Genomic DNA, 13,605 nt, shown 5'->3' on the forward strand with positions numbered 1-13,605 from the left:
GGGCAATGGGGCGGGCCGCGCGATGCTGATGATTCGTTGCCGCAGCCGGGGCGATTGCACCCTTTTGGGGCGGTTGCGCGTATCAGCACCCGCCAGCCGGTGAATCCAGCCATTTGAATATCGCGCGCATTGTCCCTATGTTAGCAGAAGGCAGGCAGATGGAGGCCCGGTGACCACGATTGTCATTCTTGCGATGGTGTTCCTTTTCGTGGCGTTCCGCCTGTGGAGCGTGCTGGGGCGCCGTACGGGGCATGAACAGACGATCGCCCGTCCCGCTGAGGCCGCGCCCGCGCCCATCGGCGCAGGCCGCTCGCTGCCCGACGCATCGACCCCCGCGACGCCCGCCCGCTCGGCACTGGTCGAACCGCGCGCCGAAGCCGGCGTCCGCGCGATCGCCGCCGCCGATGGCGGTTTCGATGCGGGCCAGTTCATAGAGGGTGCGCGCTCCGCCTATCGTATGATTCTCGAAGCCTATTGGCGCGGGGATGTCGACGTACTTCGCCGGCTGACCGACGATGACGTCTTCGAATCCTTCTCTTCCGCGATCGATGGCCGCAAGGCGGCCGGACAGGTGCTCGACAACCGCCTCGTCACCATCGAGAATGCGGTGATCGAGCAAGCGACGCTGGCTGGCCAGGCCGCGAGCGTCACCGTCCGTTTCGACGCCGATATCGCCGCCGTGACGCGCGACACCGATGGCAATGTCATCGCCGGCTCGTTGACCGACGCCGTGCCGACGCACGATGTCTGGACCTTCAGCCGGAACGTCCGCGCCGACGATCCCAACTGGACCCTGATCGAAACCGACGAGGCCGCGTGATCGCGCGTCTCGTCGCGGGGCTCGCCGGACTGGCGATGCTCTCCGCCTGCGCCATGGTCCCGACCCCCGGCGTCTCCGACCAACATCCCCCCCGCCATCACGCGCCGAAGCCGGTCGAGCCCGCGCCGCCACCCGTTGCGCAGCCCGGGCCCAAGCCGACCACCGCCGCGCAGGCGGGCGTTAGGCCGGGCCCAAGCTTCGCCAGCTTCGGGATCAACCCCGATGGCGCGCGCGCCGCGCTCGCCGCCTTCCGCGTCTCGTGCAAAGGTCTGCAGCGCCGCACCGACAATAGCGGGCTGACCCGCGCCGGCGATTGGTCGGAGGCCTGCGGTCAGGCCGCTTCCTGGCCCGACGATGACGCATCCAATTTCTTCGTCAACCAGCTTGCGGTAGTGCAGGTCGGCGACGGCAAGGCTTATGCGACCGGCTATTACGAGCCCGAAATCGCGGGATCGCGTACGCCCGCGCCCGGCTATGAGGTACCTGTCTACAAGAAGCCGTCCGACCTCGTCGAAGGCGACCTGGGCGATTTCTATCCCGATCTCAAGGGCAAGAAGATCCGGGGCAAGGTGCAGGGCGGCAAGCTCATTCCCTATCCCGATCGCGGGCAGATCGAGGACGGCGCGCTCAAGGGCATGAAGCTCGAGATCGGTTATGCCGCCGATCCGGTCGAGTTCTTCTTTCTTCAGGTCCAGGGTTCGGGGCGGCTGCGGCTGCCCGACGGATCGGTGATGCGGATCGGCTATGACGGGCAGAATGGCCGCGAATATGTCGGCATCGGCAAGCTGATGCGTGATCGCGGACTACTTGGCCCCGGGCAATTGTCGATGCAGGGCGTGATGGCCTGGTTGCGTGCGAACCCCGCCGAGGGCGACGCGATCATGCGAGAGAACAAGAGTTTCGTTTTCTTTCGCGAACTGACCGGCGCTGGGCCGATCGGCGCAATGAATGTGCCTGTCACCCGCCGCGTCTCCGTCGCCGCCGATCCCGCCTTTGTCCCGCTCGGCGCGCCGGTGCTGCTCCAGCTCGACCGGACCGAGGCGAACGGCCTATGGATCGCGCAGGACACCGGCGGGGCGATCAAGGGATCGAACCGCTTCGACACTTTCTGGGGCGCGGGTGACGACGCCCGCACCATCGCCGGGGGCATGAGCGGGCGCGGGCGCGCCTGGCTGCTCATCCCGCGCATCTCGGCGGCGCGGCTGGCGGAATCCGGTGGGCAGCCGGCGGCTCGATCCTGAAGAAAGCGCGCTCTGGCAGCGCGTCACCGCGACGGTCAGGCCGATCGCGAAAAAGGTAGCGAGGACGATTGCGCCCGAGTCGGAACCCGCATCGCCGTCATCGCCCAAACCAACAGCCGCGAAATCGAAGCAGGGCCGCGTGCCCCCGGCGCGCGTGCCGGCAGCGACCCCGGTCGCACAGCAGAAGCCGCTCGCCGATAGCCTCGATGGTGGTTGGGACCGGCGGTTGCGGCGCGGCGTCACCCAGCCAGACTGGACGATCGACCTGCACGGCCACACGCTCGACAGCGCCCGGCGACTGCTGGACAACGCGCTCGATCAGGCGCTCGCCGAAGGGGTGCGGGTGATATTGCTGATCACCGGAAAACCGCCGCGCGACGGCGACCGGGGCGATGATGGACGGCCACGGCGCGGGTTGATCCGCGCTTCGATCGGCAGCTGGCTCGAATCCTCGCGCCACGCCGCGCGTATTGCCGCCGTGCGCAACGCCCATCCCCGCCACGGCGGCACCGGTGCGCTCTATATCATCCTGCGGCGCGAACGGGAGTAATCCAAAACTCCTCCGCGGTCGCGGGAGGAGCAGGATCGGTTTTGATCGAAACGTGGAAAGGCCGTGCCGCCTCCAGACGACACGGCCTCCCCTTTCCCGCCTTCCTGCCAGAAGGCGGGTGGTGGTCCGGCGCGGCGGCGTTGGGCCGACGCCACGCCGAAGCGTCAGTTGCTGTTGCGGCGGTTCGCCTGGGCATCGGCGCGCTGGCTGCTCGAGGCCTTGCCCTGCGACTTGGCCGTCTTCTTTACCTCGCCCTTGCCCATCGCCGAGACGAGGACATTGCCCGAGCCGTTGAAGTTGGCGGCGGGGAGAGTGGCGGTGGCGTCGCCGACCTGCATAACCACCGATTGGACGGTCCCGTTCGCGGTCGAGCGGACATTTTGCACCGTGCCGATCGCCCGGCCGCTCGCGTCCTGAACGATCATGCCCGGGGCGACATCGAAGCTGCCCGCGACATTGGCCGCGCTGCTGCCGGCGAGCGCAAGCTGACCGAGGCCACCCGAAGCGCTGCCCGTGGCACTGCCCGAGGCCGAGCCCGCCGCACTGCCAGCGAGCGAACCGGCCTGGCCCGCAGCCGAGCCCGCAGCCGATGTCGCGCCGCTCACCGCGCCGCGCGCCGTGTTGGCTGCACCGCCAACCGCACCGCGCACTGCATCGGTGCCGACGAGTTGGGCGTCGGCGTTACCGCCTGCCGAGCCGGTCGCGCCGGCGGTCACGCCATTGACCGTGCTGCCGACATTGCCGGTCGCATTGCCATTGCCCGAAACCTTGCCGCTGCGCCGGTCGGCACGCGCCGATCCGGTGGCCGACGCCGCGCCGCTGGTGGTGCCGCGCACGGTGTCACCCAGGCCGCCGCCGATACTGCCCGCGCCGCCCAGGCTACCGCCCAGCCCGCCGCCGACACCACCGACCATGCCGCCAAGCCCGCCGCCGAGGCCGCCGCCTCCGCCCAGAAGCTGGGCCGAAGCGGGAGCGGTCATGATTGCGAGCGCCGCGGCGCCGCTCAGGAAAAATTTGTTCATCGCTCTCATCCTTTGCAGTGGGCGGCATTATGTGCCGCTCATGGAAGCAACGGGAGGCGGTCGGGATTTAATCCCGGATGATGAAGGAAATTTTTATTCCGGCCTGTTTTCAACCGCTTCGTCATGTTGAAACAGGTTCGGAATGAGGGCGTGGGGTTAGCGCGTGGCGCAGGGTGCGCAGACGATGCCGCGTGCATAGAGCCGCGCCGCGCCGCCCTTGGACGCTTCGTTCGAAAGTAGCGCGACGGCGCGGGCTCGGGGCAATGCGCCTCCTGCCGCCAGTTGCGCCAGCCGCCCCGCCACGAACGGGGCGGCGAACGATGTGCCGCGCATCCTGGCGGTGCCGCCTGCGGCCTTTGCCGCGATAAGGTCCGCGCCGGGCGCGGCGAAGTCGAGATGCATCGCCTTGCCCGCTTCGATCAGCGCGCGTCCGCGCCGGTCGACGCCGGTCACGGCGATTACCTGAGGATAGGAAGCCGGGAAAGCGGGCGGTGACGCCGCGCCGTCATTGCCGACCGCGGCGACCATCAGCACGCCGCGTCTGTCGGTCGCGGCGACCGCGCGGGCGAGCAGCGGATTGGCGGGACCGGCGAGGCTGATGTTGACGACCGCCGCGCCGTTGACGCTCAGCCAGCCGAGCGCGCGGGCGATGGCGAGCGCGTTGCCGCCGCGCGGATCGCGGCCATAGATATCGGCGACGAGCAATCGGCTCCGTGGCGAGACCCCACGCACTGCGCCCTTGCCGACCAGGATCGAGGCGATGGCGGTGCCGTGGTCTCCGGGGAGGGGGGCGCCCAACGCAAAGCCACGCTGGACGATGGCGCGCGGCAGGGTGGGATGGGCCGCGACGCCGCCATCGATCAGGCCGATGGTCGCGCCCGGCCCGCTCGGTGACGCCGCGACGGGACGGGCGCTTCCGCCCGCCGCCGCGCCGCTCGGCTGGTAGATCGGATTGGACTGGATCGTCGCGCCGGGCATTATCCGCGAGAGTTGCTTCTCGGCTTTGGCCAGATTGAGGCCAGCGGGTGCGCGTAAGGTGGTCGAGCGGATGCCGAGACCTTCGATTTCGCCATGCTCGACCACGACGAAGCCCGCTGCGGTTGCTGCGGCGACAGCACCGGCTGGCGCGTCGAGCGCGATCAGTTCGCCCTTCACCGCCGGATCGCCGCGTGCATCGAACTCCAGCGCCTGCGGGTTCTGGCGCACCAGCGCATCGAGCCGTCCGAGGCGGGTGCGAGCGAGTCGGTCGACGAGGCCGCTTGCGCGATTGGCTGTGTCCGTCAGCGTCGAATCGACGGTGTCGCCCAACCGGTCGACGCCCCGCGTCACCTGGCCCAGGCCCCCGCCGAGTGGGGGCAGCAATTGCGCCGCGGTCGCACCCGACAGGGTCAGCAACGCCGCAAGCACCAGATATTTGCCGCCTTTCAGCACGGGAACCGTCATCCTTTCATGGCCGTTATGATCAACATTCGCCGGCCCATGTTGTTTCATGGGATTAAACGCGCCGGATCATCCGTTTCATCCATAAGGGCGGCTGGTTGGCCGAATTGCGGAAGGCATGGTCGATTTGACCCCGTTCGAACGCGGATTGCTGGACTTGCTGCCCCGGCTGCGGCGCTTCGCCCGATCGCTGGCGATCGACGCGGCCGATGCCGACGATCTGTGTCAGGTCGCGCTGGAAAAGGCGCTCAAGGCCGAGGCGCAATGGGAGCCGGGAACGAGACTGGATTCGTGGATGTACAGGATCATGCGCAACTGCTGGATCGACGAGGTGCGGGCCCGCCGCCGCCGTTCGGAGACGTTCGTTGCCGAAGAGGAAGGCGTTGCGGTTGGCGAGGCCGATGACCGCCGGATCGAGGCGCGCGTCGAACTCGGCAATGTCGACCGCGCAATGGCGGCGCTCCCGCCCGAGCAGCGCGAGGTAATCGCGCTGATCCTGGTCGAAGGGCTGGCCTATAAGGAGGCCGCCGAGCTGCTCGACCTGCCGATGGGCACGGTGACTTCGCGGCTAGTGCGGGGCCGGCAGGCGCTGATGGAGATGCTGGGAGAAGCGGCGTGACCGACGAACAGATCATCGCTTATGTCGACGGCGAGATGGGGCCGATCGAGACGCTGCGCTTCAAGCGCGCGACCGAGGCCGATCCCGCCCTCGCCGCCGAGGTCGAACGGCATCGCAAGCTGCGCGCCAGCATCGCCGGGCATTTCGCGCCGGTGGCCGGAGAACCAACGCCCGAAAGGCTGACTGCACTGCTCGGCCAGTCCGATAATGTCGTCGCGTTCCGCCCCAGCCAAAAAAAATGGTTCGGTCAGGGTGGGCGCTATGCCGCGCTTGCCGCCTCGCTGGTGGCCGGACTCGTTGCCGGGCAGTTGTTGCCGCTGGGATCCTCCTCGCCGATCGGGTTTAAGGGTGACGCGGTCGTGGCGCAGGGCGATCTCGCGGTCGCGCTCGACACCCAGCTTGCGGCGGCGCAACCGGACGGTGCCTATCGCGTGGGGGTCAGCTTCCGCAGCGGTGACAAGCGATATTGCCGCACCTTCACAGGCGATGCCGGAGCGGGGATCGGTTGCCGTGGCGACGACGGCTGGATGCTCGAACGCTTCGTTGCCGGCTCGCCGACGAGCGTGACCGGCGCTTATCGACAGGCGGGCAGCGCCTCTGCGGATATCCTCGCCGCCGCGCAGGAGATGATGGCGGGTGAGCCACTCGATGCGGCTGCCGAGCGGGCGGCGCAAAAGCGCGGCTGGCGCTGACGCTTTCATGAACCCAGGCTGTCCGACGCCGAACGGTTCATTTCAGGGCTGAAATATTCGGGCAAGGCTGGCGGCTGAAAGGGATGGCACGCCCCACCTGCGGAAGGATTCCGCCATGCCGCTCCAGCCGGCCCTGACCGTCCCGCCGAAAGGCGACCCTGTGAAACTGAGCGCCGCCGGCTGTGAAAATGGCCGTCACTCGGCGATCACCGCTTCGAAAGTGGAGATCGACGGAATCATCCATGCCACCTGCCGGCACTGCGGCTGCGAGCTGATGCGCCTGGGCGCCTCGCGCCGCTGGTTCCGGACGGGGCAGATGGGCGGCTAGATCTGAGCTATCTGTTCCTACAAAGAACAGATGTTTCAAATATTATCCTGATAGTGTCGAATGGCCGGCTCGGCTAAGTGGTTCGCCTCTCATGTTTAGCGAGGCAGTGATGACTACGATGATCGATAAGGCAGGGCTTAAGGTCGCGGACGTGCTCGCCCGCTTCGTCGAGGACAAGGCGCTGCCCGGCACCGGCCTGACCGCTGAGGCGTTCTGGAAGGGCGCGGCGGATATCTTCGCGCGCTTCGCGCCCGAGAATCGCAAGCTCCTTGCGAAGCGCGACGCGCTGCAGGCAAAGATCGACGCCTGGCATGGCGCGCAGGCCGGCAAGCCCATCGACACGGCTGCCTATAAGGCGTTCCTGAACGACATAGGCTATCTGGTGCCCGAGCTCGCGCCCTTCACGGTGGGTTCGGCCAATGTCGACGCCGAGATCGCAACCACCGCCGGGCCGCAGCTCGTGGTGCCGATCCTCAATGCCCGCTTCCTGCTCAACGCCGCCAATGCGCGCTGGGGCAGCCTTTACGACGCGCTTTACGGCACTGACGCCATCCCCGGCGCAGCGGCTGGCAAGGGCTATGACGCGGCACGTGGTGCGCAGGTGATCGCCTGGGCAAAGAACTTTCTCGACAAGGCGGTGCCGCTGGCGTCGGGCGGCTGGGCCAGCTGGCAGGGGGGCGACCTCGATCTCGCCGAACCGGCGCAGCTGGTGGGCCGCGCGGGCGACAATCTGCTCTTCCGCCACAATGGGCTGCACATCGAGGTCGTGATCGATCCGGCTCATGTGATCGGTAAGGACGATCCGGCGGGGATCGCCGATGTCCTGCTCGAATCGGCGCTGACCACGATTTGCGATCTCGAGGATTCGGTCGCGGCGGTCGATGCCGAGGACAAGGTCGCCGCCTATGCCAACTGGCTCGGTCTGATGAAGGGCGATCTGGAAGACAGCTTCGAGAAAGGCGGCTCGATGATCACCCGCCGTCTCAACCCCGACCGCAGCTACACCGCGCCCGATGGCACGGCCTTCACCCTGCCGGGGCGCAGCATCTGCCTGATCCGCAATGTCGGCCATCTGATGACCAATCCCGCCGTCCTGCTAGCCAATGGTTCGGAAGCGCCCGAGGGTATCCTCGACGCCATCGTCACCAGCCTGATTGCGGTGCACGACCTGAAGGGGTTCGGAAAGTACCGCAACAGCGCGACCGGCTCGGTCTATATCGTCAAGCCGAAGATGCACGGGCCCGAGGAGGCCGCGCTGACGAACAGCCTGTTCGATGCGGTCGAGGACCTGCTCGGCCTGGCGCGCCACACGATCAAGGTCGGGGTTATGGACGAGGAGCGCCGCACATCGGCAAACCTCGCCGCGTGCATCCATGCCGTGAAGGACCGGATCATGTTCATCAACACCGGCTTCCTCGATCGCACCGGCGACGAGATGCATACGTCGATGCGCGCCGGCCCGATGATCCGCAAGGGCGACATGAAGACCAGCGACTGGATCACCTCCTATGAGGATCGCAATGTCCAGATCGGCCTCGCCTGCGGCCTGTCGGGCAAGGCGCAGATCGGCAAGGGCATGTGGGCCGCGCCGGACAAGATGGGCGACATGCTGACGCAGAAAATCGGCCATCCAAGGACCGGCGCGAACACCGCCTGGGTGCCATCGCCGACTGCGGCCACGCTGCACGCGACCCATTATCACGACGTCGACGTCTTCGCGCGGCAGGCGGAGCGGAAGGCGGAGCCGGTCGTCAGCCTCGACCGACTGCTGAACATACCGGTGGCGCAGGGCCGGAACTGGACCCCCGACGATATCCGCGCCGAGCTCGACAATAATGCACAGGGCATCCTCGGCTATGTCGTGCGCTGGATCGATCAGGGCGTCGGCTGCTCGAAGGTGCCTGATATCCATGATGTCGGGCTGATGGAGGACCGCGCGACCCTACGCATCTCGTCGCAGCACATGGCGAACTGGATGCTCCACGGCGTTTGCTCGGCGGAAGAGGTCGATGCCGCGCTGAAGCGGATGGCGGTGAAGGTCGACGCGCAGAATGCCGGCGATCCGTTGTACAGGCCGATGGCGGGCAATGAGGATAAGAGCATCGCCTTCCAGGCCGCGCGTGCGCTGGTGTTCGAGGGGGTCGAACAGCCAAATGGCTATACCGAACCGCTGCTTCACAAATTCCGGCAAAGGGTGAAGATAGCGGGCTGACGCAGCGCGGAAGCGGAGGGGGTAGAGGATGGACTTTTCCGACAAGGCGCTCGGCGCGGCCTTTGCCCCACGGCGGTTGGGCGATTGCCATAATGTCGCGGATTTCCGGCGGCTGGCGAAGCGCCGGCTGCCAGGGCCGATCTTCCATTATATCGATGGCGCCGCCGATGACGAGCTGACCCGCCGCCGTAACGGCAGCGCCTATGACGATTGCGACCTCGTTCCCAATGTCCTCGCCGGCGTCGAGACCGTCGACATGCGCACGACGGTGATGGGCAAGACGATCGCGATGCCGCTGATGCTGTCGCCCACCGCGTTGCAACGCCTCTTCCACTGGCATGGCGAGCGCGGCGTCGCCCGCGCGGCGGAAAAGGCCGGTACATGGTTCGGCATCTCGTCGCTCGCCACCGTGTCGATCGAGGAGATCGGCGGGCAGATTTCGTCGCCCAAGATGTTCCAGCTCTATGTCCATAAGGACAAGGGGCTCAACCGGTCTATGATCGAGCGGTGCAAGGCCGCGAAGTTCGACGCGATCGCCCTGACCGTCGACACGATCGTTTCGGGGCGGCGGGAGCGTTGTCAGCGCACCGGCTTCACCTCGCCGCCGCGCCTCACCCTTGCCAGCATGGCGAGTTTCGCGATGCATCCCGCCTGGGCCGCCAATTATTTCCTGCGCGAGAAGTTCGAGCTGCCGAACCTCAATAGCCATGTCTCCGAAGGCACGAACATCGCCCTGTCGGTCGCCGACTATTTCAACACGATGCTCGACCAGTCGATGGACTGGAAGGCGGCGGAAGCGATCCGCGCCGAATGGGGCGGCGAGTTCTGCCTGAAGGGTGTGATGTCGGTCGCCGATGCGCGTCGCGCGGTGGATATCGGCGCAACCGCGATCATGGTGTCGAACCATGGCGGCCGCCAGCTCGACGGCAGCCGTGCCCCCTTCGACCAGCTCGCGGAGATCGTCGATGCGGTCGGCGACAAGATCGACGTGATCTGCGACGGCGGCGTGACGCGCGGCAGCCATGTCCTCAAGGCGCTCAGCGTCGGGGCGAAAGCCTGCTCGGGCGGCCGGCTCTATCTCTATGCGCTCGCGGCGGCTGGACAGGCGGGCGTCGAGCGCAGCGTCGGCAACCTGCGCGACGAGATTGAGCGCGGCATGAAGCTGATGGGTGCGAAATCGGTCGGCGACCTGACACGCGAAAATCTGCGCTGGCGGTGAGCGCCGACCCGGCCTCGGCCAGCGACGCTTACTTCACGAACAGCGCCGCCACCGATTGCTCGGCAATGCTGGCGACGCCGTCGCGATTGGCGTCGGCCATGTCGAACAGTTCGAGCGGGCGGCCTTGCGCCTCGTCGGGCGTCACCCGGCTATTGCCGTCGACGTCGCTGCGCTCGAACCAGCTGCGGCCGATCCGCGTAAGGCCACGGCCCTGATCCGGCATCGCCGCCTGTTTCTCGCGATAGGCGGTAAACTCGTCAGGGCTGATGCCGCCGTCGCGGTTCACATCCATTACCGCGAACTGCTTCTTGACGGTGGCGATCACCTCGGTGCGGGCGATCGGCCGCTCGCCAAGCTGGAGCCCGGCATGTGCCGCGCCGGCGGCGGTGAGGGTAAGCAAAGCTACACAGATGGTCCTGGTCATGACGTCGGTCCCATTCACACAAGGCTGATGCATAGCCGGGATCAACTGACGGCAGGCTGAACGGTTGCAGGATCAGGTGGGTACGAGTCGCCGCCGCCGGTCGATCGGCTCGAACCCGCCCGCCATATAGGTTTCGAATTCAACCTGGCTGATCGCGAAGCTGTCGAGGAAGCGGCGCAGGTGGAGCGGATCTGTACCGGGCGGGTTGAGCCCACGCAGCGTCGTCGTCGCGGTGGCGATGCCCTTGTCGCGCAGGATCGCATCGGCACCGGCATGATATTCGCCGCCGGGGTAGCAGAAATGGTCGAATGGTCCCCGGCAGCTACGGGCGAGCGAGGTGCGGTTGTCCTCGATCTCGGCGCCCAGGAAATCTACGCCGCCGCTCAATCCACGATGGCGGTGGGTGTGCAGTTCGACGCGCATGCCGCGAAGCTGGGCATCTGCCAGCTCCTCCGGGCTCATATAGGTGAACTGGTCGCCGAACGGCTCGAGCGGCACCGCGAGCCGGTCGCCGATCGCAAAGGCCGCAGCAGCGCGCTCCCCGGCGCTGGGCAGCGCATCGACCGCGCCATTGAGCGCATGGAGTGACGCGCGGCGCGCGGCAGGGCTGTCGAAGGTCAGCGGCCCCACGAGCGCGGGCAGCATGTCCGACAGGTCGGCGGTGATCAATGTGGTGCGGTCGACCGCGCAGGCAATCGCGATATTGGTCACGACCGTCTGCCGTTCGACATAATAGGTGGCGGCATAGAGGGTCGAGGGCAGGCCGAGCTCTTCGAGGATCGGCAGCATGTGCGAGTGGATCGAGCGCCAGCCGTCATCGATGGTGATCACGGTTGCGCCCTTGGGCAGCGTCCCCTGTTCGAGCCGCTCGGCCGCCTCCGGCAGGTCGAGCACCGGATAGCCCGACCGCGCGAGCCACCGCATCCTCCGGGCGAACAGGTCGACCGGCATGAACAGCGTGTTGCCATAGGGCCGTCCTTCGCCGATCCACAGCCCATGGTAGCCGAGGATGCGCAGCGACCCGCCGGTCAGCCGCCGCGCCAGCGCCAGTGCGCCCAGCGCGCGGGCGGCGGAGAGAATCCTGTCCTTCATCGCCGCGCCTGCCTGATGCGCGCGGCGATCGCGGCGATGCCGCTGTCGATCAGGTCGAGGCAGGTCCGCCAATAGGCCGTGTCGAGGCCATAGGGATCGAACAGCCAGGGCCGGCGCGGCCGCGACCACAAGCCGAGCAGCGTTACCTGCGCTGCGGGAAAATGGCGCTGCGCGGCGCGCGCCTGTGGTGGCTCCATGCAGACCATCAGGTCGCCGGGGCCAAGGTCAAGCTCGTCGAAGCGGCGGGTGCGGTGCGGGCCGAGGTCGAGACCGCGCGCCGCGCCCATTTTGATCGCCATCGGATTGGCGGGCAGGCCGGCCTGCGTGTCCAGCCCGCCGGAGACAGTCGCCAGTCCGGCTTGCCCGGCGCGGCCCTGTGCATAGGCGCTGCGGCAGATATTGCCCTTGCAGATGAAGACGAGCCGTTCGACCCGCGCCCAGTCGATCCGGCGCATCGGGCCGAAGGCGGGCAGCAGGGTCTCGACGGTCGCCAGCAGGTTGAGCGTGAAGCCGCGCTTTCCGCCATAGGCGTCCTTCAGGTGCTGCACGACCATCGTTACGGGCTTCTCCGAACCGGACCGTGTCCTGTTTGCAGGACGATCTCCGGGCTGTCTATTGCGCGTCTTCGGATCTGGCCCTGTTGCCGCCCTGCGAAGAAGGCAGCGCCTCGACCAGCTGATCGCCGCCCAGCGACTGATAGAGCGTGACGAGGTTCTGCGCCTTGATCAGCCGCGTGTTCACCAGCCCGCGCGCGGCGGAATAGGCGGTGCGCTGCGCATCGAGCGTGTTGAGATAGGGATCCACGCCTTCGCGATAGCGCGCGGTGGCGAGAAACAGCGAATCGCGTGCCGAGGCGTCGAGCTGCCGGCTTGCGCTCAGCTGGCGATCGATCGTCGCGCGACGGGCCAGCGCGTCGGCCACGTCGCGGAAGGCCGACTGGATCGCCGTCTGGTAATTGGCGAGGGCAAGATCGCGCTGAGCCTTCGAATAGCGCAGATTGCCGATATTCGCGCCGCCATCGAAAATCGGCAGCGTCGCCGAAGGCGCCACGCTCCAGGTGAAGGCGTCGCCCGTAAACAGGCCGGACAGCGCGCTGCTCGCGAAGCCGGCGAGCGCGGTCAGGCCGATCCGCGGGAAGAAGGCCGCGCGCGCCGCGCCGATCCGGGCATTGGCGGCGCGCAGGCCATATTCGGCTTCGACCACGTCGGGGCGACGCAGCAGGATCGAGGAGTCGAGACCGGCGGGCGCTTCGGCGAGCAGCCCGTCGATGCTCTCGATCGACACCGGGAGCAGTTCCTCCGCGACCGGCGCGCCGACAAGCAGCTGGAGCGCGTTGCGGTCCTGCGCGACAGCGGTTTCGAGCGTGGCCTGATCGGCTTCTGCCTGGGACAGGATCGTTTCGGCCTGACGCAGATCGGTGCGCGGCGCGACGCCGCCCTTGAGCAGGGCGCGGGTCAGTTCGACGCTGCGGCCCGCGCTGGTGCTGGTGTCGCGGGCGATGGCCAGCAGGCTGCGGTCGGCGGCAAGGGCGAGATAGGCGTTGGCGACCTGTGCGATCAGCGCCAGTCGGGTGCCGCGCTGTGCCGCCTCGCTGCCGAGATATTGATTGAACGCCGCATTGTTGAGGCTGCGGAGTCGCCCGAACAGATCGATCTCCCAGCTCACGCCAAGATCCGCGCTATAGCTCGTCCGCCGTCCGCCACTGGCATTGTTACCTGACGTCTGGTTCGAACTGTCGCCGGTGGTGAGGCCCGCCCCGGCATCGACCTGCGGGAAGAGATCGGCGCGGGCGACCGTCACCAGCGCGCGCGCCGACTGAACATTGGCGAGCGCCGCCTTGAGGTCCTGATTGTTGGCGAGCGCCTGATCGATCAGAGCGACGAGCTTGGGATCACGGAAGATGTCGCGATAATTGAGCGTCGCATAGGGCATGTCCGCGGTCTGCC

14 protein-coding genes are annotated in these 13,605 nt (G+C 67.4%); 8 read left to right on the top strand and 6 right to left on the bottom strand.

What is annotated here, in order from left to right; all coding sequences use genetic code 11:
• Nucleotides 1–169 precede the first annotated feature (169 nt).
• Genes WP12_RS17660 through WP12_RS17670 form a run of 3 tightly spaced genes read left to right on the top strand, consistent with a single transcriptional unit; the run spans nt 170 to nt 2,611 of the window.
• A complete protein-coding gene (locus WP12_RS17660) occupies nt 170–820 on the top strand; it encodes a Tim44/TimA family putative adaptor protein (RefSeq protein WP_046195009.1) in 651 nt (216 codons plus the stop codon).
• Nucleotides 817–2,061 (top strand): murein transglycosylase A, encoded by a 1,245-nt coding sequence (gene mltA, locus WP12_RS17665; protein WP_046195010.1) that lies wholly within the window; start codon nt 817–819, stop codon nt 2,059–2,061. Before WP12_RS17660 ends, mltA begins: the two co-directional genes overlap by 4 nt.
• Nucleotides 2,036–2,611 (top strand): Smr/MutS family protein, encoded by a 576-nt coding sequence (locus WP12_RS17670; protein ID WP_046195011.1) that lies wholly within the window; start codon nt 2,036–2,038, stop codon nt 2,609–2,611. The genes mltA and WP12_RS17670 overlap by 26 nt, the downstream gene beginning before the upstream one ends.
• A gap of 164 nt (nt 2,612–2,775) precedes the next feature.
• On the opposite strand, the gene WP12_RS23565 is transcribed toward WP12_RS17670, so the two are convergent.
• Nucleotides 2,776–3,633, bottom strand: coding sequence for a hypothetical protein (locus WP12_RS23565; RefSeq protein WP_052730475.1), 858 nt, complete (start codon nt 3,631–3,633; stop codon nt 2,776–2,778).
• A gap of 156 nt (nt 3,634–3,789) precedes the next feature.
• The gene (locus WP12_RS17680; protein WP_046195018.1) at nt 3,790–5,076 is read right to left on the bottom strand and encodes a S8 family serine peptidase; all 1,287 of its coding nucleotides are present in this window, start codon (nt 5,074–5,076) and stop codon (nt 3,790–3,792) included.
• 115 nt (nt 5,077–5,191) lie between these two features.
• Between WP12_RS17680 and WP12_RS17685 the strand changes: the two genes are divergently transcribed.
• The 5 genes from WP12_RS17685 to WP12_RS17705 all read left to right on the top strand — a co-directional run bounded on the left by WP12_RS17685 (nt 5,192) and on the right by WP12_RS17705 (nt 10,143).
• Complete coding sequence (locus WP12_RS17685; RefSeq protein WP_046195012.1) at nt 5,192–5,692, top strand: RNA polymerase sigma factor; 501 nt, start codon at nt 5,192–5,194, stop codon at nt 5,690–5,692.
• Complete coding sequence (locus tag WP12_RS17690) at nt 5,689–6,384, top strand: anti-sigma factor family protein (protein WP_052730477.1); 696 nt, start codon at nt 5,689–5,691, stop codon at nt 6,382–6,384. Before WP12_RS17685 ends, WP12_RS17690 begins: the two co-directional genes overlap by 4 nt.
• Before the next feature lie 115 nt (nt 6,385–6,499).
• Entirely contained in the window at nt 6,500–6,712 is a 213-nt protein-coding gene (locus WP12_RS17695) for a hypothetical protein (RefSeq protein WP_046195013.1), read from the top strand.
• 109 nt (nt 6,713–6,821) lie between these two features.
• The gene (locus WP12_RS17700; RefSeq protein WP_046195020.1) at nt 6,822–8,924 is read left to right on the top strand and encodes a malate synthase G; all 2,103 of its coding nucleotides are present in this window, start codon (nt 6,822–6,824) and stop codon (nt 8,922–8,924) included.
• A 28-nt stretch (nt 8,925–8,952) separates the two neighbouring features.
• Complete coding sequence (locus tag WP12_RS17705; RefSeq protein ID WP_046195014.1) at nt 8,953–10,143, top strand: alpha-hydroxy acid oxidase; 1,191 nt, start codon at nt 8,953–8,955, stop codon at nt 10,141–10,143.
• Nucleotides 10,144–10,171: 28 nt separating this feature from the next.
• Here WP12_RS17705 and WP12_RS17710 read toward each other — a convergent pair whose 3' ends face one another.
• From WP12_RS17710 to WP12_RS17725, 4 genes are all read right to left on the bottom strand, one after another.
• The gene (locus WP12_RS17710) at nt 10,172–10,567 is read right to left on the bottom strand and encodes a hypothetical protein (protein WP_046195015.1); all 396 of its coding nucleotides are present in this window, start codon (nt 10,565–10,567) and stop codon (nt 10,172–10,174) included.
• 72 nt (nt 10,568–10,639) lie between these two features.
• Complete coding sequence (locus WP12_RS17715) at nt 10,640–11,659, bottom strand: polysaccharide deacetylase family protein (RefSeq protein WP_046195016.1); 1,020 nt, start codon at nt 11,657–11,659, stop codon at nt 10,640–10,642.
• The gene (locus tag WP12_RS17720) at nt 11,656–12,213 is read right to left on the bottom strand and encodes an arsenate-mycothiol transferase ArsC (protein WP_052730478.1); all 558 of its coding nucleotides are present in this window, start codon (nt 12,211–12,213) and stop codon (nt 11,656–11,658) included. The genes WP12_RS17715 and WP12_RS17720 overlap by 4 nt, the downstream gene beginning before the upstream one ends.
• A gap of 58 nt (nt 12,214–12,271) precedes the next feature.
• Nucleotides 12,272–13,605, bottom strand: a 1,334-nt coding sequence (locus WP12_RS17725; RefSeq protein WP_046195022.1) for an efflux transporter outer membrane subunit, incomplete at its 5' end; no start/stop codon positions are given.

The sequence above is a fragment of the Sphingomonas sp. SRS2 genome, from assembly GCF_000971055.1.
Lineage (GTDB): Bacteria > Pseudomonadota > Alphaproteobacteria > Sphingomonadales > Sphingomonadaceae > Rhizorhabdus.